This is a genomic window from Pseudomonas sp. NFACC04-2 (genome assembly GCF_900119265.1).
Classification (GTDB): domain Bacteria; phylum Pseudomonadota; class Gammaproteobacteria; order Pseudomonadales; family Pseudomonadaceae; genus Aquipseudomonas; species Aquipseudomonas fluorescens_AA.
The window spans coordinates 1-24528 of record NZ_FPJC01000002.1 but is presented as its reverse complement, the minus strand read 5'-3'; the positions used below and the strand labels follow the sequence as shown (position 1 = coordinate 24528).

19 protein-coding genes are annotated in these 24528 nt (G+C 61.4%); 7 read left to right on the top strand and 12 right to left on the bottom strand.

All coding sequences use genetic code 11. From position 1 onward, the window contains the following. Positions 1–49: 49 nt before the first annotated feature. From BT125_RS02400 to BT125_RS02360, 9 genes are all read right to left on the bottom strand, one after another. Positions 50–2461, bottom strand: a complete 2412-nt coding sequence (locus tag BT125_RS02400) for a TonB-dependent receptor (RefSeq protein WP_072405014.1) — start codon at positions 2459–2461, stop codon at positions 50–52. Between the two features lie 99 nt (positions 2462–2560). Then, positions 2561–3538: a FecR domain-containing protein gene (locus BT125_RS02395; protein ID WP_072405013.1), complete on the bottom strand. Its 978-nt coding sequence runs from the start codon at positions 3536–3538 to the stop codon at positions 2561–2563. Further along, the gene (locus BT125_RS02390; protein ID WP_072405012.1) at positions 3539–4054 is read right to left on the bottom strand and encodes a sigma-70 family RNA polymerase sigma factor; all 516 of its coding nucleotides are present in this window, start codon (positions 4052–4054) and stop codon (positions 3539–3541) included. A 190-nt stretch (positions 4055–4244) separates the two neighbouring features. Then, positions 4245–5429, bottom strand: coding sequence for an aminotransferase class V-fold PLP-dependent enzyme (locus BT125_RS02385; protein WP_072405011.1), 1185 nt, complete (start codon positions 5427–5429; stop codon positions 4245–4247). Between the two features lie 15 nt (positions 5430–5444). Further along, positions 5445–6689 carry an MFS transporter gene (locus BT125_RS02380; RefSeq protein WP_072405010.1) on the bottom strand — a complete coding sequence of 415 codons (1245 nt, stop codon included), beginning with the start codon at positions 6687–6689 and terminating at the stop codon, positions 5445–5447. Positions 6690–6705: 16 nt separating this feature from the next. Then, positions 6706–8553 carry an IucA/IucC family protein gene (locus BT125_RS02375; RefSeq protein WP_072405009.1) on the bottom strand — a complete coding sequence of 616 codons (1848 nt, stop codon included), beginning with the start codon at positions 8551–8553 and terminating at the stop codon, positions 6706–6708. Between the two features lie 45 nt (positions 8554–8598). Next, positions 8599–9747, bottom strand: a complete 1149-nt coding sequence (locus tag BT125_RS02370) for an NAD/NADP octopine/nopaline dehydrogenase family protein (RefSeq protein WP_072405008.1) — start codon at positions 9745–9747, stop codon at positions 8599–8601. Positions 9748–9775: 28 nt separating this feature from the next. Beyond that, entirely contained in the window at positions 9776–10819 is a 1044-nt protein-coding gene (locus tag BT125_RS02365; protein WP_072405007.1) for a PLP-dependent cysteine synthase family protein, read from the bottom strand. Positions 10820–10833: 14 nt separating this feature from the next. Then, complete coding sequence (locus tag BT125_RS02360; protein WP_072405006.1) at positions 10834–12228, bottom strand: Y4yA family PLP-dependent enzyme; 1395 nt, start codon at positions 12226–12228, stop codon at positions 10834–10836. Between the two features lie 603 nt (positions 12229–12831). On the opposite strand from BT125_RS02360, the gene BT125_RS02355 reads away from it, so the two are divergent. The 3 genes from BT125_RS02355 (at position 12832) to BT125_RS02345 (ending at position 16487) form a co-directional block, all read left to right on the top strand. Continuing rightward, positions 12832–13722 (top strand): HpcH/HpaI aldolase/citrate lyase family protein, encoded by an 891-nt coding sequence (locus BT125_RS02355; RefSeq protein ID WP_072405005.1) that lies wholly within the window; start codon positions 12832–12834, stop codon positions 13720–13722. Then, positions 13716–14153: a ParB N-terminal domain-containing protein gene (locus BT125_RS02350; protein WP_256573693.1), complete on the top strand. Its 438-nt coding sequence runs from the start codon at positions 13716–13718 to the stop codon at positions 14151–14153. The genes BT125_RS02355 and BT125_RS02350 overlap by 7 nt, the downstream gene beginning before the upstream one ends. Before the next feature lie 111 nt (positions 14154–14264). Next, on the top strand, positions 14265–16487 hold the full coding sequence (locus tag BT125_RS02345; protein ID WP_072405001.1) for a TonB-dependent receptor: 2223 nt from the start codon (positions 14265–14267) through the stop codon (positions 16485–16487). Positions 16488–16621: 134 nt separating this feature from the next. Here the strand turns inward: BT125_RS02345 and BT125_RS02340 are convergent, their stop codons facing one another. From BT125_RS02340 to BT125_RS02330, 3 genes are all read right to left on the bottom strand, one after another. After that, positions 16622–16840, bottom strand: coding sequence for a tautomerase family protein (locus tag BT125_RS02340; RefSeq protein ID WP_003200762.1), 219 nt, complete (start codon positions 16838–16840; stop codon positions 16622–16624). A 137-nt stretch (positions 16841–16977) separates the two neighbouring features. Continuing rightward, the gene (locus BT125_RS02335; protein ID WP_072404999.1) at positions 16978–18762 is read right to left on the bottom strand and encodes an IlvD/Edd family dehydratase; all 1785 of its coding nucleotides are present in this window, start codon (positions 18760–18762) and stop codon (positions 16978–16980) included. A gap of 47 nt (positions 18763–18809) precedes the next feature. Further along, the gene (locus BT125_RS02330) at positions 18810–19991 is read right to left on the bottom strand and encodes a fumarylacetoacetate hydrolase family protein (protein ID WP_072404997.1); all 1182 of its coding nucleotides are present in this window, start codon (positions 19989–19991) and stop codon (positions 18810–18812) included. 114 nt (positions 19992–20105) lie between these two features. On the opposite strand from BT125_RS02330, the gene BT125_RS02325 reads away from it, so the two are divergent. From BT125_RS02325 to BT125_RS02310, 4 genes are all read left to right on the top strand, one after another. Beyond that, complete coding sequence (locus BT125_RS02325) at positions 20106–21044, top strand: LysR family transcriptional regulator (RefSeq protein ID WP_072404995.1); 939 nt, start codon at positions 20106–20108, stop codon at positions 21042–21044. A gap of 325 nt (positions 21045–21369) precedes the next feature. Next, positions 21370–22749: an MFS transporter gene (locus BT125_RS02320; protein WP_072404992.1), complete on the top strand. Its 1380-nt coding sequence runs from the start codon at positions 21370–21372 to the stop codon at positions 22747–22749. Beyond that, positions 22746–23486, top strand: a complete 741-nt coding sequence (locus BT125_RS02315) for an SDR family oxidoreductase (protein ID WP_072404990.1) — start codon at positions 22746–22748, stop codon at positions 23484–23486. Before BT125_RS02320 ends, BT125_RS02315 begins: the two co-directional genes overlap by 4 nt. Before the next feature lie 30 nt (positions 23487–23516). Further along, positions 23517–24365: an ureidoglycolate lyase gene (locus BT125_RS02310; protein ID WP_072404988.1), complete on the top strand. Its 849-nt coding sequence runs from the start codon at positions 23517–23519 to the stop codon at positions 24363–24365. Positions 24366–24528: the final 163 nt, after the last annotated feature.

Genomic DNA, 24528 nt, shown 5'->3' with positions numbered 1-24528 from the left:
AAAAGCCGGACCGGACAACGGCGCAAGTCGCCGCCCCGGCCCGCAGGTTTCAGAAATCAACGGTGGCGGATAACAACAGCGTGCGCGGTGCGCCTTGGGAGAACGCGCCATAGGACGCGACCCCCGACCAATAGGCGCGGTCAAAGACGTTCTGCACCGTGGCGCGAAATGTCGTGGGGCGTTCGGCAATGCGCGTGGCATAGCGGGCACCGACATCGAAGCGGGTCCAGGCATCCAGTTCCTGGGTGTTGGCCTGGTCGACGTACTGGCTGGCGGTGTAGATCGCACCGCTGGTCAGTGTCAGCCCGTCGATGCCCGGGGTGTCCCACTCGGCCCAGAGGTTGGCCTGGACCTTGGGGACGCCCACCGGTGTATTGCCGCGGTTGGCGGTGACGTTGGTGCGGGTCAGTTCCCCATCGAGTAGCGTCACGCCACCGAGCAGGCGCGTGCCCCGGGCAATCTCGCCGGACAGGTTCAGTTCCACGCCACGGTTGCGTTGCTGGGCCTGGACCGAAAACACCCCGGACGACAATTCGCCGCTGGGTTTCTTGATCTGGAACAGCGCCAGGGTGGCCATGAACCGCTCGTAGTCGACCTTGACCCCGATCTCCTGCTGACGGGAGATGTAGGGTGAAAAAACTTCTTCGGCGTTCGTGGCGGCAGCCGGCGCGATGTCGCCCTTGCTCAGGCCTTCGATGTAGTTGTAGTACAGCGCGACATGGTCCCAAGGCTTGGTGACGATACCGAGCAGTGGGGTGGTCTTGCTTTTGTCGTAGGACGGGGTGGCAACGGTGGTGTTGTAGTTGTCCGACTGGATGTTTTGCCGGCGCAACCCGAGGGTGACCTGCAGGCGCTCATCGAGCACCGACAAGGTGTCGACCAGGGCGACGCCCGACAGCTCGCTTTCTGAGACTTTTGGCGTGGAAGGTTCGGCGATGTTGGGTCTGGGTCGGTCGACCGGGTGATAGATGTTCGAGAGGATGGCGGGGCCGGAAACAATGCCCCGGGACAATTCATCGCGATAACGGCTGACTTGCAGCACCGCGCGGTGGCTGACCGGCCCGGTGTCGAAGCCCAGGCGCGCGCCGGCATCGACGGTGTAGCGTTGGACGTTGAATTTGTAATAACCGGGAACCGATGACGTGTCGCCGGCGGCGTTGATGATGGTCGGGGTCTGGTCGGACATGCGCTCGACCTCGGATTTTCCGCCGCCAGTGTGGGCAAACAGGGTCAGCTGGTCGTTGAGGTCGTACTCGCCACTCAACAACGCCGATTTGTCCCGGGCCCGGGAGCGTCCCCAGTCCTGGCTGACACTGGTGCGGCCGTTGGCGGCGGAGGGAATTTGCACGCCGGGGGCAATCAGGAAAGGGCGGGAGGCGGCGTCGAATTTTTCATCCTGGCTGATCAGGTCCAGGGTCATGCGCAGGCGATCCCCTTGGTAATCCAAGGACATGGCGCCGGTACCGACGTCTCGGGACTGCTTGTCGATGGCCGTGTCACCCTGCTGCAGGCTACCGTTGAGCCTGATTCCGAACCGGCGTTCTTCACCAAAGCGCCGACTGACGTCGAGGTGGCCGCCCAGTTGCGAGTTCGTGGCGTAGCGGCTGGTGAATCGGGTCAGGTCCTCGTCGAGGGCGCGCTTGGGGACCACGTTGATCACTCCGCCCACGGCGCTGTTGGGCGACATGCCATAGAGCAGCGCCGCGGGCCCCTTGACCAGTTCGATGCGCTCGGCGTAATCGGTGAACACCCGGTAATTGGACGCCACGCCATACACACCGTCGAAAGCCAATTCCCCGAGGTTGCCTTCCCCCAGCGGAAAACCGCGGATGAAGAACGAGTCGACGATGCCTCCCGCCTGGCCCGTGGAGCGCACCGAAGCGTCGCGCTCCAGCAAGTCGCCCACGGTGGTCGCCTGTTGATCCCTGATCATCGTCGAGGTGTAGCTGCTGACGCTGAACGGTGCATCCATCACATCGGCGTTGCCCAGCAGGCCGAGGCGTGCGCCGTGGGCGACCTGGCCGTTGGCGTCGGTAGGTGACAGGTCGGTGCTGCGTCTGCCGGCGGCGTCGACGCTGATCTGCGGCAGGGACACCTGGCGCAGCACCAGTGTGTAGCTGCCATCGTCGCGGGCAACCATTTCCACGCCGCTGTCGGCCAGCAGATGGGTGAGTGCTTGCGTTGCCGGATAAGTGCCGGAAAGCCCCGGGCTGACCAGGCCCTCAGTGATCGAGGGCTGGAACGACAAGGCAATGCCGGCGGTCACCGCAAAGCGCGACAGGGCGGGGCCGAGCGGCCCCGGGGCGATGTCATAGGCGCGGGGAGCGATGGCTTCCAGTTGCGCGGGCACGGCGGCGAAGGCGAACGACCCGGTGACCGTGCTCAACGCAAGGCTCAACAGCACACTGCGCATGACGGGCTTGGACGGACGATCCGGACGCAGGGGCCGTGCAACGAGCATGGATGGATGACCCTATGGACGAGGTGAAATGGTTATTCCTTTCTTTGCCAGTTGAGATCAAAAAAAGTATCACCCGAGCAGCAAATAATTTTGTGGGGGTCAGGCCGGGGAGAGCGTCACCCAGTAACCGCTCAAATGACCGGTGACCAGGACCGGGTAGGTTTGCACCAGCATGTTGAGCGTGCGCTGGGTATCGCTGATGGGAAAAGCGCCGGACACCCGCAGCTCGGCAATGGCCGGGTCGCAACGCACGAAGCCCCGGCGGTAGCGCGCCAGTTCGGCGACGAAATCCGCCAGGCGCATCCTGTCGGCCATCAGCATGCCTTGGGTCCAGGCACTGGCATTGCGATCTGTCGGGGTCAACGGGCCGAAGGCCTGGGACGAGAAGTCGGTGCGCTGTCCGGCGTTGGCGATGAGCGGCGCGGCCTGGCGAGCCTCGGCCAACTCAATCCGCACCGCGCCTTCGAGTACCGCCAGATGGGTGCGCGATGGCAGTTGGCGCACGATGAACCGCGTACCCAGGGCTTGCATCCGGCCCTCGCGGGTGCTGACCAGGAACGGTCGGGCCTGGGGTGAGGCATCCGGCGCGGTCTGCACCAAGACTTCCCCTTCGCGCACATGGAGCAGCCGCTGCCGGGTGTCGAACAGCACGTCGATGGCCGTGCCGGTATTGAGGGTGAGGTGAGAGCCGTCGGCCAGGGTCAACTCGTGGCGCTCGCCGATGGCGGTGCGGTAGTCGGCGGACCATTGCTGCGATCGCGCCAGTTTCCAACTGCCCCAACCGACAGGCACTGCTGCCAGCAGCAACGCCAGTTTGCCGAGTGCCGCGCGTCGTTCGGGGCTGCTTGGACGATCCAGTGCCGACATCGCCAACGCGCGTGGCAAGCCGCCGAGCTTGCTTTGCAGCAATTGCGCACGAGACCAGGCCCGACCGCGCTCGGGGCTGCTGGCCCTCCAACATTCCCATTCGGCGCGCTCGGTGTCACTGAGGTCGCTTTCGCTCAAGCGCATCAGCCATTCGGCGGCTTCTTCGAGAACCTTGGGGTCGAGCGGCGGCTCACGGCGACGAGTGAGCATTCATTCCACCAGCATCAAGCACTGCACGAATGCCTGCTTCATGTAGCGCTTGACCGTGATCAGCGAGACGTTCAGCTGTTGGGCGATGTCGTCGTATTTCAGGCCGCCGATCTGCGACAGCAGGAACGCCCGCTTGACCGGCGCCGGGAGGGTGTCGAGCATGGCGTCGATTTCGTGCAGGGTTTCCAGTACCAGAAAGCGCAATTCAGGGGACGGCACTTCCTGGGCCGGCAAATGCGCGAGCGCCTCCAGATAGGCACGTTCCAGGGCCTTGCGCTGATACCAGTTGATGAGAATGCCCTTGGCCACGCAGCTCAGGTAGGCCCGGGGCTGGTCAATGGCCGTGACTTGGGAGGCGAGAATGCGCGTGAAGGTATCTTGCGCCAGGTCCGCCGCATCCATGGCGTTGCCCAGCTTCTTCTTCAGCGTGTTGTACAGCCAGCCGTGATGGCCGGCGTACAGGTCTTCGATCACGCGCAGATGCTGGTCGTTGTTCGCGGGCAGGGTTTCGCTCATGGCTGCGGTTTTTTGCAATTGAGAAGTATTCCCAATGCTAAAGGACAACTTGCTCGCGACGCAAGCGGCATCGATTGGGAGCGAGCCTGCTCGCGATAGCGATGTGTCAGCTTGCGGGGATGTTGATTGTGCCGGCGCCATCGCGAGCAAGCTCGCTCCCACCGTTTTGAGCAAAGCCCTGAACCATCCCTCAGGGGCGCGGAAGGTGCGTCAGCGCGGCCGCCAGCGTGTCGATTTCAGCTTCGGTATTGTAGGCGTGTACGGAGGCGCGGCTGACTTCCAGCAAGTCGCGTTGCTGCATGTCGAGCATCGTCGAGTGGAACGTCGATGTGCTGACGTTGATCCGTTTGGCCTGGCCCGCCAGCCATTGCTGGACCTGGGTCGCGCTGCCGTGGCGGTGGGTGAATGTGACGATGCCGGATTGGAGCGTGCCCTGGTCTTGAAGCGTGATCGCCGGAATCACCGCCAGGCGTTCGCGCAAATGGCTGGCCAGGTGCTGAATGCGCTGCCACATCGGCTCGATGCCTTGGGCCAGTGCGTACTCCACCGCCGCGCCGAGCCCCAGCTTGGCTGCCACGTTGCACTCCCAGTTCTCGAAGCGCTTGGCATCGTCACGCAGGCTGAACGTGTCAGGTGTTTGCAGCGAGGCGGCGTGCAGGTCGAGAAAAGCCGGCTCAAGGTTCCGGCACAGGGCCTTTTCGACATAGAGAAAACCCATGCCCCTGGGGCCGCGCAGGTACTTTCGGCTGGTCGCGGCGAGCATGTGGCAGCCGATGCGTTTCACATCGATCGGCATTTGCCCGACCCCTTGGCAGGCATCGAGCAGAAACAGCACCCCGGCGGCCCGTGCCAGGGCGCCGATCTGTTCGATGGGTTGGACCGGTCCGCCGTTGGTGGCAATCACCGGCAAGGACACCAAGGCGACGCGCTCATCCTCCAACAGCGTCTTGAGGGCCGGCAGCGACACCTGGCCGTGCTCATCGTTGGGAATGATCCGCAGCTCGATACCGCGGAGTTTTTTCAGTTGCAGGTAGGGGATGTAGTTGCCGGCGTATTCGGTGGTGGACGTCAGGACCACATCGCCGGGCCGCAGCGGCAATGAATAGAAGGCCATGTCCCAGGCACGGGTGGCGTTTTCGATCACCGCGATTTCATCGGGCTGGGCGTTGATCAGGCGACCAATGGCGTTATAGACATTGTCCAGCGCCGCGGCCTGTTGCCCGGCGGCCTCGTAACCACCGAGGCGCGCCTCCCGTTGCAGATGGTTGGTCACGGCCTCGATCACCGGTTCAGGCATCAGTGCCGCACCGGCGTTGTTGAAATGGACCAGATGCGCGACACCGGGCGTATCGGCGCGCAGTTGTTCAATGTTCAAAGGGAAACTCCTTGATCAGTCCCCGGGCGGGGCGGGGCTGGCTTGCAAGCTCGCGGGCCAGTACCGCAAGGCGACGATGGGAATCAGTGCCAACACATAGGCCAGGCAAACGAACAGGTAGGTGTACTGCAATCCATAGACCTGGCTGAGCAACCCACCGGCCGAGATGCCCGCGATCGAGGCGAACTGCGCGGTGCCCTGGGCAATGCCCAGCACCTGGCCTTGGCGCGCGCTGTCGGCGGATTTCGAGATCAGCGCCATCAGCACCGGCGTGGTAGCCCCCAGCAGCACCCCCCAGATGAAGTAGACGACGACAAAGACGATGGCATTGCGCGTGACCCCCGCCAGGGCGGTCAGGGCGATGCAACCGAGCACGACGTAGATGATGCGGTGCAAGGTGTCCTGCTGGGTACGGTGTTCGAAATAGCGCGACCAGGTCGTGGCCGAGAGGATGAAACCCAACGCCAGCAAGCCGTAGCATAGGCCGACCACCGAGTTGCTGACGTCGAATACCGAGCTCACATACAAGGAGAATGAGGTCTGTGGCAGCATCCTTGCCAACAGCAGGATGCCCATGACCCACAGCAATGACAGCAATGGCGTTCCTTGCCAGACGCTGTCGGTACGGCTCGCGGTCGTCGGGGCCTGGATGGTCGCGGTTTTTTTCACCGGTGGCACGTCCGGCAAGGTCACGGCGGCCACCACCGTGCATACCGCGCACAAGGCCGAGGCGATGATGTTGATCCAGAAGAAAGTGGCGTAGTCGAGGATCAGGCCCCCGACCACCGCGCCGAGCAATGAGCCGACGTTGGTGGATATTTGCAGGATCGCGAACAGCCGCGCCCGTCGCGAGGGGGCCTCGATGCTAACGCCATAGGCCTGGGCCGGGGCGATGTACCCGGCAAAGGCGCCCTGCAGGAAGCGCAGCACCAGGATGAGCCAGATGTCGTTGCACAGCGCCAGCCCGAGCTGCGTCAATGACAGGCCCGCCAGGGCGCGGATCATCATCAACTTATGACCGTAGCGATCACCGATACGACCCCAGAAGGCGCTGGTCAGAATGATGCCCAGCATCGGCCCGACATACACGGCGATGCTGGCGAAGCTGAAGACCGACTCCGAGGACGTCAGCCCGCGCAGGTGGACCGGCCAGAACGGCCCGCTCATTTCCATCGCGCCCATGGAGATGAGCTGGATCGCGAATAGAAGGTAAATCAGGAACCTGATGTTCGAACCCTGGATGGCACCTGCGTGGGACATGACTCAGCCTCGGTGGTTAAACGCTCGCAAGCGGGTTGGTCAGCGTGTGCTGTAAACGATAGTTGGAGTACTGCAACAGGTGCATGCGCAACAACGACCGGGTCGGCCACGGGTCCTGGATGAACGCCTGGCGTTCAGCCTCCCACAATGGTGCGGCGACACGCTCGCGTACGGCTTCGAACGCCGCCTCGGTTTCCTCGCGCAGTACCCTCCACAGTCGCGTGTCGTCCAACCCGTATTCCCGTGTCAGCCACAAGGCGACCTCGTGCAAGTGAGTGAGGAACGCCGCGTCGAGCACGAACATTCGCACCGGTTCGATATCTTCCACGAACACGGTCGGCAAGATGCCCGGCTGCACATGAGGTTGCAAGGTGTACCCGCGTTCTTCCAGCAGGGGCGCGTAGGTCCTGCCGTCGCCGAAATCGCGGATCAGCAGGCTACGCGCTTTGCCGTCGGGGGCAAACAGCACCATGGTGTTTTGCTGATGGGCTTCAAGGCCGATGCCGTACATCAGGTAGATCGCGACCACTGGACGGGTGACCACGGCGGCGTACTGCCGGAACCAGTCTTCAACGCCCTGGGCATCGGCCCGAATCCCATCGCGCTCGATCAGGTCGGTAAACAGCGGGCGGCCGCCAGGCAGGCGGGTGAACAACGAGGCCACGGTGATGGGCAGGCAATCGTCGTTGCGTTCGAAAGCCGCCCGGCTGGCGCGATAGACCACTGACAGGTGTCGTCCGGGGGCATCGTCCTGGGTGATCGCGTTGCGGTACCGTACGCCGATCTCTTCCGGGAAGATTTCCAGGCGCTGGTCGAAGCCGTTTTCGGCGGCGAGGATTTTCGTGATCACCGTGCTGATCCGCGGGCCCATGTGGATCGACTTGGCTTGCAGGCTGCGCAGCTCGCTGGTCATCCACACGGCGATGGGCAACTTGATCAGCGGCGCGGTCTCGTCCAGCACCGGCATCATGGTTCGATAGGACATGGTCGGCAGCGTCTGGAGGTCGGGGCCCTCGGTGATCAGGATGCCGGCTTCGATTTCCGCGGCAAAGGTCTTGAGCACGTAGGCCTGGAGATGCCAGGCATGGATGGGCAGCGGCAGCCATTGGTTTTCGTCCAGGCCCTTGGCATTGAGGGCGGCGGTCCATTGCGCCCATTGCGCCGGGAAGTTGCTGGCGAACCATCGGTGGTAGCTGGTGACATGGGGCATGCTCTCACTTTTGGCCATGTCGGCGCGCAATGCGGCAATGCGCAGGGGGACCTGGGTGTTGAACTCGGGGGACAGTTGTTCGACTTCCGCATCGCTGAGGCCTGGACGGGATTTCCAGGTCGGATAATACGGATGGCCTTCAAGCGACCCCCATTGGTCCAACAGGATCGCGGCGTCCTTGGTGCTGGTGTATCGGCGCAAGTAGTCGGTCAGGCTGGCGAGCCCGTGGCTTTCGGCGGCTTGGGCCAGGCGCGCGTTCCATTGCTGGCGATGCTGGCGGGCGTTGGCATCGTTCATCAGGCTGTTTTCCATGTCCGACTTGAGGCCGGCCACGCCTTCGTCGCTGGGTTCGAAGTCGAAGCTGTCGCGCAGCACGTCCAGCAAGTCCTGATGGCTGTGAATGACTTGGCGTACGCCTTCGTCGGTCAGCAGGACCACGTCGCCGTCACTGATCAAGGTGTCGGCGGGGGCCAGGGTAATCTGCGAGAAAAACAGCTGGGCCCGGGCATTTTTCAACGGGTAGGTCGCCTCGCTGCCGTCCGCGGAAAAGCTCAGGGCTGAACGGTCCAGAATGTTCTCGGCAAACAGGCAGCGAACCAAGCGTCGCATGGCGTTTTTGCGTGAGTAAGTGACCAGTGTCTTGAAGTCATCCATATCGGTATCTGCTCGTCGATGAATAAGAAGAGGGTGAAGCCCGGTTCAGGCCGAGCGCGGCCAGTGGGTCGGGAAGTAGTCCAGCGCCGAGTCGCGCAAGCCTTCCATGTAGGCGATGCTCCACTGCAGGACTTCCTCGATGTAGGGGACTTTCAGTTCGAAACGCTTGGCCATTTCCACCAGCAGGACCAGGCCATAGGCGACGTCTTCATTGAAGGCTCGGCTCTGGCGTTCGATCACATAGCCGGGGCGGTTGCCGTCGGCCGGCACCATGGGCGCCAGGATGTCGTTGTAGGCCCGGTTGGTGCGCAGGATCGAAAGCATGCTGCTGCGGTCGCGGATCTGCTCGCCGTAGGCCTCGACGATCTCCTGTTTCAAGGACTTGACCGAGGACAGGTCCACGCCCATGCGCTGGCTGATGACTGCGCACAGGTTCTGGCTTTCTTCATCCATGCGTTCAAGGAAATAGGCGCCCAGTTCCGGACACTCGGTCCACCAGCACAGGCGTTGCGGGAAGATCTTGCGGTGCCACTGGCCGTAAGGGCCGATCAAGCCGTAGATCACCGAGCTGTGCATGATCGGATTGCCCGGGGTCAGGGTGATCTCCAGGAAATGGTCGAGCAGGGTCACGCAAGGGCCGTACAGCCTGCTGAGCATTTGCTGGAGCTGCTGGCGCGACGCTTGGGTTTCCCGGGCGTGGGTGGCGACATACAACTGGCTTTTGCCGCCGCCCATCTTCACCGAGCCTCCGGGTTTCAGGTCGAACGCCGTGTGCGGGACGTCCTTCATGCCCCAGATCACCAGGTTCGGTTTATCCGCCAGTGTGGCTTGGGCCAGCCAGTCGAAACCGCAGAAGCCTGGAATGGCACCGACGTACACCGGCTTGGTCGTGCTCAGGTACGGTGCGATGTCCTGCAGGACCTGCGGCCGGGCATGGGCCGGCACTGTGATGATGACGATGTCGGCGTCTTCGACGGCGACTTTTGCCTCGGTGGTCACCCGGTCCGGCCGCGCGCTCAGCGTCGAACCATCGGGCATCAACGCCTGCATGGGGGTTTGGCGGGCGTGGAGGTCGACGATGTCCTGATTGCTGGTGAGCAGCGACACCTGGACATCAGGCAATTGCTTGAACAGGACGGCATTGAGATGGCCGGTTCTGCCACCGCCGCAAATGGCGACTTTCAGCACGTTCATGAAGAGGCGTTCCTGTGTGGGTGGAGGGTCATGCGACACTCAATTGCAGCGGCGCAGAACTGGATTCCAGCCACTGGGTCTTGCCCAGCCAGCCGTCCAGTTGCACGGCGACGCCTGGGTCGAGCAAGTCGCGCTCTTGCAGCCATCGATCGTCGAACACGGTGTGCAGGTACTTCTCGCCGCCGTCGGCGATCGGGACCACGACATTGCCGGTCAGCACACCTTTGTGAATGAATTCCAGGGCCTTGAAAATCGCCCCGCCGGTAGAGCCGCCCACCAGCAGCCCCAGGTTGCGAGCGATATAACGGGCGGTTTCGAAGGCTTGGGAATCGGTGACCTGGACGCCCAGGTCGATGCAGCTGTAGTCGAGCACCAGGCCCACGGTGTCGCCGGCCGGGGTACCGGTGCCGGATTGATAGTACGGGTAGCCGGGATGACCGAAGACAATGGAGCCGGCGGGTTCCACGGCGACGGTCACGGTGTCGGGGTTGTGCAGTTTCAGCCCGCGGGCGATGCCGGTCATCGAGCCGCCGGTGCCGACACAACCGACGTAGGCGCCGACCTTGCCTTCCACCTGGGCAATGGTTTCGCGCACGAAGTCGCTGTAGCCGCCGGCATTGGCGGCGTTGTCCGACTGGTTCATGAACACCGCGCCCGGGATCTGTTGCGCGAGTTCGGCAGCCATCCGTTGGCGCTCGACTACCGCGACTTCATCCTCGCGATAGTGGCCTGCCACAAATCGAACGTCGGCGCCCAGCGCTTTCATGACGGCGATCTTGTCCTGGGCGGCGTGGTGGTCGACCACGGCGATAAAATGCAGGCCGAATTCGACAGCGGCCATGGCCAGGCCGATGCCGGTGTTGCCGGAAGAGGACTCCACGACCACGCCGCCGGGCTTCAAGCGTCCGGACTTGAGCGCGGCCAGCACCATGTTCCGCGCCATGCGGTCCTTGATGCTGCCGCCGGGGTTGTTCTTTTCAATCTTGAGCAACAGCCTGGCATGAGTGTCGGGTATATCAATGCCCAGCATGGGGGTATTACCGATCAGATCGGAAACTTTATTAAGTATCATGTGAAGTACTCCCTTTAGCAGTCAGGTGAAAACGCGTAGTGGCCTTGTGTACAACAAGTTGCCATTAATCGACGGGGTAGGGGGTGGCGATGGAATTCGTTTTCCAGCAAATCCATCTGATAACCGGCGGTATTGGCGTAGATCAATAAGTCGCCGGGCTGGGGTAAATATTCGAAGTTGATAAGGCGGTAACTGATGACGTCATCATCCAGGCAACTATGGCCGGCGATGTATGCCTGAGTCGGGTTATGGGGCGATTGCGATGCGCTTATCAAGATGGGATCGACCAGATATTCAGACGCGAACCAGGTTTCACACGCGCTGAAACTACTGCCCTCGACGAAGATCACGGTTTTATTGTCGGCCAGCTTTTTGGTGCGGGTCACTCGAAATACCGAGAGGGCGGCTTGATCCACCAGGCTACGACCAGGCTGCAACGATAAAGTGATATTGCGCGACTTTAAGTAATTCGCTATGGAATGATCGGATGAATGATCGGATTCCAGGAAAAGTTCCAACCACTGGCTGGCCGTCAAAGTGCCGCCATAGGGATAAAACGACTCGGGCACCGAATGGTTATAGTAATGACCGGGTTTATTGTTGTTCCGCAGAAAACTGTTATAGATCTCGGGATCGACATAACGAATAGGCAGCCCTCCACCCATGTCGATCATGCTGGGATTCAAGCCCATCTCGTGCGCCGCCTCGACAAAGGCGGTCACCTCACGGAAGGCCTGTACGCGGGTTTCGTACCCGTAGCCGCCCAGATGGAAATGGAAGCCTTCGAAATGAAAATATTCGCCCTCTTCGGTCAATTGTCGCAGGCACTCCAGCAAGTCATGGGTGCCCATTCCGAAGCGGCTCGCCAGGCAGCTCTGCGGCCGGTAACGCAGTAAAACCCTGGCCTGTAGGGGAGGGCGCGTGGTTTTTACCAGCGTTTTGAGATGAGCGAATTCTTCCAGTGAATCCACACAAATCAGTGAACCGGCCTCCACCAGTGCCCGGTGGAAAACAGTCGTTTTGGCCGGCCCCGTTGCGCACAAAAGCGCTCCCGCCGTGCCGGCGCGCCGGGCTGCGTTCAGTTCGTGAATGCTCGAGACATCGACGCCGATGCCCAAATCCTCTGCCGCGCGAAGCAGGCATTGGGACTTGTTGGCTTTGGCGCCATAGAAGATGAGGTGATTCACGTCGTATTTCTTCAATACGCTCTGCAGCGCCGCCGTATTGGCTTTAAATGCGTGGGGCCACATCAGGTTGAGGGGCGATCCATGTTGTGAAACAAGTTCTATAAGTCTTTGTGAATGATCATGAATGAATTGTCCGATCGCCGGGTCGAGTAGGGGCGTCAATAGTGTGGGTTGGTGCACTTTGGTTCGATTGTTGGACAGTGGCGTAGAAACGTTAGGCATAGTTAACCCCTGGCGTCGAACATGCCATTTTTCATAGTTCGACAACCGCTGTTGTCGAGACAGATGTAAATTTTCAGGCGTAAGAAAATTTCAGTGTTTGGCGGTGTAAACCAAACCAAGCCTGACGATAAATTCATCAGGCCGGACGTAATAGATATTTCACGAAATACGGCATAAGAAACCCATTCCCTAAGGTTTGTCCGAAGAGCGGAATAGCCGCCATCGACGGATGGCGGGTCCGTGTTAAACAGCCAATGACTGGCATTCAAATGACATCATTGCTATGCACTTCCTGTGATGACGAAAACTTCCTTTGAAGAGTGGCTTGCATCAGCTCGATGGCGAGAACCATATTGCTAACGCGAACGATTATCAAGTAAGGTTTTCAAAAATTTTAAATAATTACTCGCTGAACGAGCGTGCATAAACGCTTGTTTGCAGGTGCTTGTAAGCGTTCTTGCGCAGTTGAAGAAATACCTTAATGCCTTGATGGAAAAGGAATTAAGGAGCGCTGGAACAGGCCACAGCCGAGACCGGGATTTCCCTGCCTGAGGTACATGAAATTTTCGCTGATCACCATTGACGCACCCCCAGGAGAGCTCCATGACAACTGAACGTCCCCATACCGTCGCCACGCTTCCCATCAGCTACCTGTTCGTTCCCGGCAACCGCCCCGAACGGTTCGCCAAGGCGGTCGACGCGACGCCAGATGCGATCATTCTCGACCTCGAGGATGCCGTTCATCCCGACAGCAAAGCCGCGGCCCGAGCGGCCATTTGGGCTTGGCAGGAAAGCGTGCCGAGTGTTGCTTGCCAGCGTTACATCCGCCTGAACAGCGTTGACAGCACCTTCCTGCGCCAAGACCTGACATGGCTAGGAGACATGCGCTATCCCGAGCGTTGCGCGGGGATTTTCTTGCCTAAGGCGCAGTACGGCGAGGCCTTGTGCCAAGTGGTCGAGCAGTTGCTGTCGTGGCAGCCCGAGTTGCAGATCGTCGCCATCATCGAGACGGCCAAGGGCTTGCAGCAGGTCGAGGCGATTGCCGGCATTGCCGGGCTGTCGCGCCTGGCGTTCGGTTCGCTGGATTTTTCCCTCGACATCAACTGCAGCCAGGTGCCCGAGGCGTTTCTGTTCGCCCGCAATCGGATCGTGCTGGCATCGCGCACGGCCGGTTTGCCTGCGCCGATCGATGGTGTGACACCGGCCATCAGCGACCTGGCGATGGTCAATCACGATGCGCATTACGCAAGGTCCCTGGGCTTTGGCGCCAAGCTGTGTATCCATCCCGTGCAGTTGAACACCGTCCAGCGGGCCTTCCTGCCCAATGCAGGTCAACTGGCCTGGGCCGACCGCGTGATGCGTGCCGTGGCCAGCGGCTCCCATGCGGTGCAGGTGGACGGCGAGATGGTGGATCTGCCGCTCATCGAACATGCCCAGCGTTTGCTGGATGTGGCCAGCCTCTACGCGGTGCCCGCCAAGGCGGACGCTTGCTGAACCCGCTGCCGGCCAGGAGATTCGCCATGGAATACCAGGGTTATCAAATTGCGCTACGACCGCTGTGCGAAGTGCTGCAATCGGAGCAGGTCGATCCGGCCAATGTGCAATGGCTGCGGGAGTCGATCGTCCGTGCCGGGCATTGGCTGGAACCGATCATCGTCGAGCGTTCGCGAGGCATCGTGATGGACGGCAATCATCGCTTCAATGCGGCGCTGCAATTGGGCTTGAAGCGGGTCCCGTGCATCCAGCTCGACTACGCGGATCCGCGGGTGTGTGTGCGGCATTGGCAGACCGGCAAGGCGTTCGAGGTGGCGCGGATTTTCAGCACCATCGCCCGGGGCGAGCTGTTCCCCTACAAGACCACGCGGCACGCGTTCGACCCGGCCCTGCCCGTTGTCGCGATACCGCTGGAACGCCTGTATGCCTGAGGGATCCGGTGCAGTCTGAAAAAATAATCCCAGGGAGGTGATACTTTTCCGCAGGTCGACTGGCAATAGGAGTGATTACCATTTTCTCTCGTTGGAAAGGATCCTTAAGCCATGTCTGTTGCACGTCGACCTTGTGGTGAGTCTGCGTTATCCCTCGCGATTCGGAGCGCCACGCTGAGTTTCATTCTGGTCGCAGGAAGCGCCACCGCCTGGGCGGCAACCCCCGAACAGGCGCCTGCCGCCGATAAAACCCTGGACGTCTCCAAGGACAACGGGCAAGGCTTGACCCTTGACGCCACCACCATCAGCGGCACCCACAACGACCCAGGCGCACTGCCGCCGGCGCTGGCCGGCGGTCAGGTGGCGCGTGGTGCACGCCTGGGGATGATGGGCAACAAGGACGTGATGGACACACCGTTCAGCGTGACCAGCTACACCGAAAAGACCCTGGCCGACCTGCAAACCGTGACCGTGGCCGACGCCCTGCAACGAGATCCTTCGGTGCGCTCGACTGGGCAGGTGGGCGGCATCGTCGATTCGTTTTTCATCCGTGGTTTTCCCATCGGCGAGGGCAACCTCGGCGAGTTGGCCTACGACGGCGTATACGGCGTGGCACCCAACTACCGGGTGTTCACCGACTACGCCGAACGGGTCGAAGTGCTCAAGGGGCCGGGTGCACTGATGTACGGTATTTCTCCAAACAGCGGGGTGGGCGGGGTGATCAATATCGTTCCCAAGCGTCCGTTGGACGAAGACCTGACGCGCTTTACCGGCAGCTACGCGTCCGATTCCCAAGTGGGCGGGCATCTGGATGTCAGCCGTCGATTCGGCTCGGAAAACCAGTTTGGCGTGCGCTTCAACGGCAGCCTCGAGGGGGGCGACACGGCCATCGACGACCAGGAACGCGAACTCGACATCGGTGCTATCGCCCTGGATTATCGGGGCGAGCGTTTGCGCTTGAATCTCGACTTCATCAGCCAGAAAGAGAGCTTTGACGGCGCCTCGCGACCCTTCACCGTCGCGCCTGGCGTTGAAATCCCATCGGCCCCCAACGGTCGTACCAATGCGTCACAGAAATGGGGCTGGTCCGACACCAAGGAGCAGTCGGCCTTGTTGGGTGGCGAATACGACCTGACGGACGCGGTCACGGTGTTTGCCCACGCAGGTGGTGGTCGCTCGGACGTCAAGCGGATGTCCGACCAAGTACCAAGAATCCTCAACAACGCCGGCGATATCAGCAACACGCCGGGGTATTACAAATTCAACGTAGACCGTTCGACAGCCGATGTGGGGGTTCGTGGGGTGTTCGACACCGGCCCTGTCAGCCACACGACCACGCTGATGGCGACGACTTACCAGGATGAACTGTCCCGGGGGATCAACAACGGGCCGGAGGTCCGCTCGAATATCTATCACCCGGTGGACGTGCCCAAGCCGGCCATCAATGCGCCCAAGGTGCTGCGGGTTTCCGAGTCGCAGCTGTCCGGCTTCGCCTTGACCGACACCTTGTCGGTACTGGATGACCGCCTTCAACTGACCCTGGGGCTGCGTCGGCAAAATATCGAGTCGCGCAACTACAATGCCAGCGGCTCGGTCAGTTCCCGTTATGACGACAGCGCCACGACCCCGATGGTCGGCATGGTGGTCAAGCCCTGGGAGGATGTGTCGCTCTACTACAACTATGTCGAGGGGCTGAGTAAAGGTGACGTCGCGCCAGGCAACGCGAGCAATGCCGGCGAAACGTTTGCACCTTATGAATCCAAGCAGCATGAGATAGGGGTCAAGTACGAGCATGGCACGTTCATGACCACCCTGGCGCTGTTTCAGATCGAGAAGCCCAGTGGCGAAATCGGTGCGAACAATGTTTTCTCTGTACAGGCTGAGCAGCGCAACCGTGGCGTGGAGCTGAGCGTGTTCGGCGAAGTGGCCCCCGGTACACGCTTGATGGGTGGCGTGACACTGCTCGACGGTGAGCTGACGGATTCAGCCACAGCGGCCAACCGTGGCAATAAGCCGGTGGGCGTGCCAGACGTACAAGCCAACCTGTGGGCCGAATGGGACACCCCGTGGGTGGAAGGCTTTACCCTCACCAGTGGCGCGATCTACACCAGCAGCCAATACGTGAACCAGGCCAACACCCAGGAGCTGGATGCCTGGACCCGTTTCGATGCGGGCGCTCGCTACGCCACCAAGATCGAAGGTCGACCGACGACTTTCCGAGCCACGGTTCAGAACGTCTTTGATCGCGAGTACTGGTCGGGGGTTGCCTCGTACGATGCCTTCTCCCCAGGTTCTCCGCGCACATTGCAATTGTCGGCCACGGTGGATTTCTGAGGCATGGCGAGGGGTGGCTCTAGCACAGGGTCACCCCTCTCACTTTTCTTTCCCGATCTCTTCTATATAAGGTAATGCTGTTCACTTAAGAAAAACGATGAGCCTGTGGCCAGACCAACCTTAAGCGAACAGCATTATTGGCCTTTGGCAGGCAGCCCCATCTTCGCCAGCGTCAGCGTTTCATCGGCGCGTCCCCAGCCACCGTCTGCCACCTCTTCGACCAGGACCATGGTGAATGGACGGACCCCTTCGCCGAAGTATTCGACGAACATTTCCGTGGTGCGATGGATGATCTCTTCCTTGCGGGCGTGGTCCAGGATTCCTTCGGGGAATTTGTAGTTGGCAAATGGCATGGATCGACTCCGTAGGTGTGAAAGATTCGCCAGGGGCGATGGCCCCTGGCGCGCATCTTTCTCCTTTACGCCTGTGGAATAAACCCTTCTGGATTGGCATCTCAATTCAACGTACGTGAACAATCGGCCGCTTGGACTCAGTGCGAATGACGCGGCTCGCCACTGCGGGCGATCACGCGCAGATGCAGCGTCGCAGGCTCCAGGCAGCCCCCGGTGGACAATTGCCCGACCAGTTGCCGGTACAGTTCCTGCCAAGGTGTTTGCGACGGTGGGATGTTCGGTGTCCATTCGAGTCGGCGCCGGGCCATCTCTTCGTCGTCGATCAGCAGGTTCACGGTGCGTGTATTCAGGTCCACTTTCAGCCGGTCGTTGGTTTGCAGCAACGCCAGGCCGCCGCCCACGGCGGCTTCAGGAGACATGTTGAGGATCGATGGGCTCGCCGAGGTGCCGCTCTGGCGACCGTCGCCCAGGCAGGGCAGGGAGTCGATGCCTTGTTTGATCAGCGCGGCCGGTGGCGCCATGTTCACCACCTCGGCACTGCCGGGGTAGCCCACGGTGCCGACACCGCGAATGACGAGGATGCAGCGCTCGTCGATGTCCAGCGCCGGGTCGTCGATGCGGGCGTGGTAATCCTCCGGTCCTTCGAACACGATGGCCCGGGCTTCGAAACTGTTCTCGGCACCGGGCTCGGACAGGTAGGTCTTGCGAAACGCTTCGCCCACCACCGACATCTTCATGATCGCGCTGTCGAAGAAATTGCCGCTGAGCACGATGAAGCCGGCACGGTGCTTGAGCGGGGTATCGAAGGGATAGATCACGTCGGCGTTGCTGGTCAGGCTGCTGCTGACGATTTCGCCGATGGTCCTGCCGCTGACCGTGGCGCAGTCTTCGTGCAGGCGCCCGGCTTTTTGCAGTTCGTGCATGACCGAGGGCACACCGCCGGCCCGATGGAAACCTTCACCCAGGTATTTGCCCGCGGGCATGCAATTGACCAGCAGCGGCACGTCCTCGCCAATCCGTTGCCAGTCATCCAGGCTCAGTTCGACGCCCATGTGCCGAGCGATGGCGATCAGGTGCGGCGGGCAGTTACTCGAAGCACCCAGGGCCGAGGCGACGGCGATGGCGTTCTCGAAGGCCTGGCGGGTCATGATCTGTGACGGACGAATGTCTTGCAGCACCAACTCGCAGATGCGCTTGCCGGTGGCATAGGCCATTTGCCCGCGCTCGCGATAGGGCGCCGGAATGCTCGCGCAACCGGGCAGCGACATGCCCAAGGCTTCGGCCAGGGCGTTCATCGACAAGGCGGTGCCCATGGTGTTGCAGTGACCCACCGATGGCGATGCCGCGGTGGTCATTTCCATGAAGCCTTCGTAATCGATCTCGCCGGCGGCCATCAGGTTGCGCGCATGCCAGAGCACGGTGCCCGAGCCGATCAGCTCGCCTTTGTGATGGCCGTCGAGCATCGGCCCGCCGGACAAGACAATGGCGGGCAAGTCGGTGGTCGCCGCCGCCATCAGGCAGGCGGGCGTGGTCTTGTCGCAACCGGTGGTGAGCACCACGCCGTCCAACGGGTAGCCGTGGAGGATTTCCACCAGGCCCAGGTAGGCCAGGTTGCGGTCCAGGGCAGCGGTGGGCCGACGCGACTGTTCGGCGATCGGGTGCACCGGGAATTCCATGGGGATGCCACCGGCGTCACGGATGCCGGCCTTGACCCGTTGGGCCAGTTCCAGGTGATGACGGTTGCAGGGGGTCAGGTCGCTGCCGGTCTGGGCGATGCCGATGATCGGGCGTCCCGATTGCAGCTCTTCGCGGGTCATGCCGTAGTTCATGTAGCGTTCGACATACAGGGCGGTCATGTCCGCGTGAGCCGGGTCATTGAACCATTGCTCGCTGCGCAGGCGGCGTTTAGGCGTGTCACTCATGATTCATGTCTCTCTTGTAATTGGATGAATCGATCACGGTCGTAGCGTCAGCGGCCCAGCAGTCCGCGGGCGGCGAGGTTGCGCAACAAGGCGCTGACGCCAAAGGTCCAGGGGGCGGCGTCGCAGCTGTGGGTCACTTGGTTATGCAGGCTGCCGAGCAATGGGCTGCTGATGCTGACCCGGTCCCCGCGTTTGTGGGTGAAACCGCTGCCGGGATGGTCGCGGTCTTCGGTGGGGGCGAACAGGGTACCGAGAAACAGTACAAAACCATCTGGATATTGGTGGTTGGCGTTGAGTGTCTGGCTTGCCAGGTCCTGCGGGTCACGGCTGATCTGGCTCATGGAACTCGCACCGTGCAGGCGGTAGCCATCTTCGCCTTGCACCTGGAGGTCGACCACGCAGGCGCGTACGTCATCCAGGCTGAAGTGCTCGTCGAACAGGCGAATGAACGGCCCGATGGCGCAGGACGCATTGTTGTCCTTGGCCTTGCTCAGCAACAGCGCGCTGCGACCTTCGATGTCTCGCAGGTTGACGTCATTGCCCAGGGTGGCGCCGTGGATCTGGCCACGGCTGTTTACTGCCAGCACCACTTCCGGTTCCGGGTTGTTCCATTGCGATATCGGATGAATGCCAATTTGGCTGCCGCTGCCCACGGCGGCCAGGACCGGTGCTTTGGTGAAGATCTCCGCATCGGGGCCGATGCCAACTTCCAGGTACTGCGACCACATGCCCTGGTCGATGAGCAAGGCTTTCAGGCGCATGGCTTGCTCGGAACCCGGCACGATCGCCCGCAGGTTATCGCCAATCACACTGTGCACGGTGACGCGTACCGCCTCGGCCCTTGCCGCGTCGCCGCCTGCCTGTTCCTCGATCACCCGCTCGATCATGCTGGCGGCGAAGGTCACACCGGCGGCCTTGATCACTTGCAAGTCCAGCGGCGGCAACAGAAACGGCTTGGCCGGGTCGGCATGAATGCCGGTGTTGGCCAGCAGCGCTTCGACGCTGGCGATGAAAGTGCCGGGCGTTTGCCTGACCGCCGCCAACGGTGAGGACGTTTCCAGCAAATCGCTCAAGGTCGCGAAACGATCCGACAGGTCGAACACCCCATCACTGCGCAGCACGACGGGTGAAGGCCCGGCGACACGGCCAGGCACCCAGGCACGACCGATGAGGGTGCCGGCGACGCCATCGACGGGCAGGGTGTTCTCGGGAGTAAGCATCAGCGACATGGGCAGTTTTCCTGGTTCGTAAAGCTTTCAAGCTAGGGCGCGCGGTTGATGAACTCCAATGAGATATATTCAGTATCTGATAACGTCCGGTTATTGCATCGCCGAGGATTGCCCATGTCCGATCTGTCTTTTTCCAGCTTCTGCGGCTGGCTCAAATTCCGTCATCTGTTGTTGATCGATACCTTGGGGCGCACCTGCAACATGCATTTGGCGGCCGAGCAGATGAACCTCAGCCAGCCCGCCGTGAGCAAGATGCTCAAGGAAATCGAAAGCCTGCTCGGCTTCGCTCTGTTCGAGCGCCGCCCCCGGAGCATGCCGCCCACCGCATTGGGCGAACATGTGCTGCGTTACGCGCAGATCGCCTTGAACGATGCCCGTTCGTTCGTCGAGCAAATCAGCAGCCTGCGCGAAGGCGGTCATGGCTACCTCAAGGTCGGCGGTATCTTTGCCGCCACGGCAGTGGCCTTGCCCGAGGCGATTCTGCAGATCAAGCAACGCTGGCCCTTGCTGTCCATCGAGGTGGTGGAGCAGACCAGCAACCATTTGATGAAGATGCTTGAAGAGAAAAAACTCGACCTGGCGGTAGCCCGGTTTACCGAGCAAAGCCAGCAACAGCGCTACGACTTCCAACCCCTGGCCCCGGAACCGTTCTGCATCGTGGTCAATGACCGCCATCCCCTGGCGAACGCCGGGCCGACTTCCCTGCAGCAACTGGTGGACCTGCCGTGGATTCTCTACCCGGTCGGCACGCCGATCCGTGCGCGCATGGAACTGGCCTTCGCCGAGGCCGGGGTGGGGATGCCGCGCAATACCATCGACACCATTTCCATGCAGACCTTTCTCCAGGTGCTTCAACGCGGGCCCATGATCGGCATGCTGCCCAATGCCATGGTCGATCCGTTGCTTGAAAGCGGCCAGCTCAAGACCCTCGATACCCCGCTGCACCTGGTGCCGCAGGACTACGGCATCCTCACGCGAAAGGATGAACCGCTGGTAGGTGCGGCGCTGGAGTTCGCCGAGATTCTCAAGGACAACGCCCGTCTGAGCGGTTGAATGTGCCGCCGCCATCGCGAGCAAGCTCGCTCCCACAGTTGTTTGGTGTTGACTGAAAGATTCGCCACACTCCCGCCCCTGTGGGAGCGAGCATGCTCGCGATGGCGGCGGATCAGCTTGCACTGAACCCTGTGGCGAGGGAGCTTGCTCCCGCTGGGCTACGCAGTAACCCGTTTGCCAAACCCAAGTCTCGATAACAATACGTTATCGACTAATCCAAAAATGCCATTGGGAAGAATCGATCCCCGACAGTAGAGTCCTCGTTCAATCGCCGGATGAGTCAATCATTCGACGTGACCCAATAAAAACAATCAGGGGTTACCTCATGCAAACCATCTCCGAGCCGTTGCCCGCCCAGGCCGCTTGCGAACCGGATTTCGAAGACCGGACCTACCGCAAGGTGATCTGGCGGATCCTGCCCGTGTTGCTGTTGTGCTACATGGCAGCGTACCTCGATCGGGTGAACATCGGGTTCGCCAAGCTCGACATGCTCAACGAGCTGCAATTCAGCAACACCGTGTATGCCTTGGGCGCCAGTATGTTTTTCTGGGGCTATTTCCTCTTCGAAGTGCCCAGCAACCTGTTGCTGCATCGCTTTGGCGCACGGTTCTGGATCGCCCGGATCATGCTCAGTTGGGCGGTGATTTCCATGGCCGTGGCCTACACCGTGCCGCTGGCGGCGTTCTTCCACATCGAATCGAGCACGATGTTCTATGTGCTGCGCTTCCTGTTGGGCATCTGCGAAGCGGGCTTTTTCCCTGGCGTGATCCTCTATCTCAACTACTGGTTTCCGACCCACCGGCAGAGCCGGGTGATGTCCGGGTTCCTGCTGGCGCTGCCCGTCAGCCTGACCCTGGGCGGCATACTCTCCGGCTGGCTGATGAACAGCATGCAAGGGGTGCATGGCCTGTCTGGTTGGCAATGGATGCTGCTCATCGAAGGCATTCCGTCGATCATCATGGCGTTCGTGGTGATCGTCTGCCTGGCCGATAACATCGACAAAGCCAAATGGCTGACGGTCGCGGAAAAAGCCCTGCTCAAGGCCAATCTGCAAACCGACAACCAGGGCAAGGCCACGCGCTTGAGCGAAGTGTTCTTCAACCCGCGGGTGTGGTTGCTGGTATTGATCCTGCTGACCTTCAATACCGGTTTCTATGGCCTGGCGTTCTGGATGCCTTCGATCATCAAGAGCACCGGCATCACCAACAGCTTGCACATCGGTTTGCTCACCGCCATCCCTTATTCGGTGGCGGTGGTGGCGATGCTGCTCAACGCCCGGCACTCCAACCGCACCGGTGAGCGGCGCTTGCATGCGGCGATCCCGGCATTCATTGGCGGCGTCGGCCTGATCCTCAGTGCCTTCTTCGCTGACAACCTGGTGTTGTCCGTGCTCTTTCTCAGCGTCTCCGCTTCGGGGATCCTCAGCCTGATGCCGATTTTCTGGACCCTGCCAGGCACCGTGCTGTCGGGGGTCGCCGCGGCAGCCGGCATCGGCATGATCAATGCCATCGGCAACCTGTCGGGCTTCACCGGCTCGATGATCACCGCCGTGGCCGAAACCCTCACGGGTAACATCAACAACGGCACTTATGTACTGGCCTTGTGTCTTTTGGTCAGCGGCGGGCTGATCCTGGCCATCCCCGCTTCGATGCTCGGCAGGACCCCCAAGCACGCCACCACGTCAGCGCAACTGGAGACCGCATGAACCTGCAGAACAAGCGCGTTCTGGTAACGGCAGCGGGGCAGGGCATTGGCTTGGCCAGCGCCATTGCCTTCGCCCGGGCCGGGGCCGAGGTGTTTGCCACGGACATCGATATCCATGCGCTGGCGGGGATCGAAGAGGTCACCGCCATGCCCCTGGATGTCACCTCGAGCGTCGCCATTAGCGCCGCCTGCGAGCGCATCGGCGGGCTCGACGTGCTGTTCAACTGCGCAGGCTATGTGCACAGTGGCAACATACTGCAATGCGACGAAGCAGCCTGGACACGCTCGATGGACCTCAATGTCACGGCCATGTACCGCATGATCCGCGCCTTCCTTCCGGGGATGCTGGCCCGTGGCGGCGGCTCGATCATCAACATGTCGTCGGTGGCCTCCAGCGTCAAGGGCGTGCCCAATCGCTTCGCCTATGCCGCCAGCAAGGCGGCGGTGGTGGGTCTGACCAAGGCTGTCGCCATCGACTTCGTCAGTCAGGGCATCCGCTGCAACGCGATCTGCCCGGGCACCGTGGACTCGCCTTCGCTGCGCCAGCGCATCGCCGACCAGGCCGTGCAACAGGGCGTCGATGAGGCGCAGGTCTATCGGCAGTTCCTCGGCCGCCAGCCCATGGGGCGCATCGGCAGCACTGAAGAGATCGCCCAGTTGGCGGTGTACCTGGGCAGCGATGCGTCTGCCTATACCACGGGTACCATTCACGTCATCGACGGTGGCATGAGCCTCTGAAATCGGTCTTCACTTGAGCAGGAGCACGACATGAAACTATTGCGCTACGGCGAAAAGGGTTCGGAAAAACCCGGGCTGCTGGATACCGACAATCAGCTGCGCGACCTCTCCGGCCATGTGCCGGACATCGCCGGGCAGGTCCTGGGCGCGGATAGCCTGGCAGCGCTCGCCGCCCTCGACCCGCGCAGCCTGCCGCTCGTTGCCGGCCAGCCGCGCATCGGTGCCTGCGTCGGCCAGGTCGGCAAGTTCATCTGCATCGGTCTGAACTACGCCGATCACGCGGCCGAGTCGAACATGGAGGTGCCGAAAGAGCCGATCATCTTCAACAAATGGACCAGTGCCATCTGCGGGCCGAACGACGACATTCAGATCCCGCGCGGCTCGCTCAAGACCGATTGGGAAGTCGAGCTGGGCGTGGTCATCGGTAAAGGCGGGCGCTACATCGACGAAGCCAATGCCATGGAGCATGTCGCCGGTTACTGCGTCATCAACGATGTGTCCGAGCGCGAGTGGCAACTGGAGCGCGGCGGCACCTGGGACAAAGGCAAGGGTTTCGACACCTTCGGCCCTCTCGGCCCCTGGCTGGTGACCCGGGATGAAATCGCCGACCCGCATACGCTGGATCTGTGGCTGGAGGTTGACGGACACCGCTACCAGAACGGCAATACCCGAACGCTGATCTTCAGCGTGCCGCAACTGATTGCCTACTTGAGCCGCTGCATGAGCCTGCAACCGGGGGATGTGATCTCCACCGGCACGCCGCCCGGCGTCGGCTTGGGCATCAAGCCCGACCCGGTATTCCTGCGACCGGGCCAGACCATTCGCCTGGGAATCGAAGGCTTGGGCGAACAGCGTCAGGTCACGGTGCAGGTGGACTGATGGCTGGGCTCGCTCCCACAGTTTGATCAATGGCCCCTCAGGCCCCTGTGGGAGCGGGCTTGCCCGCGAAGGCGGCGTCACAGTCAATGAAGATATTGAATGTGCTGGCCTCTTCGCGAGCAAGCCCGCTCCCACAGAACAGAAGGATTGCGGATGCACGCGG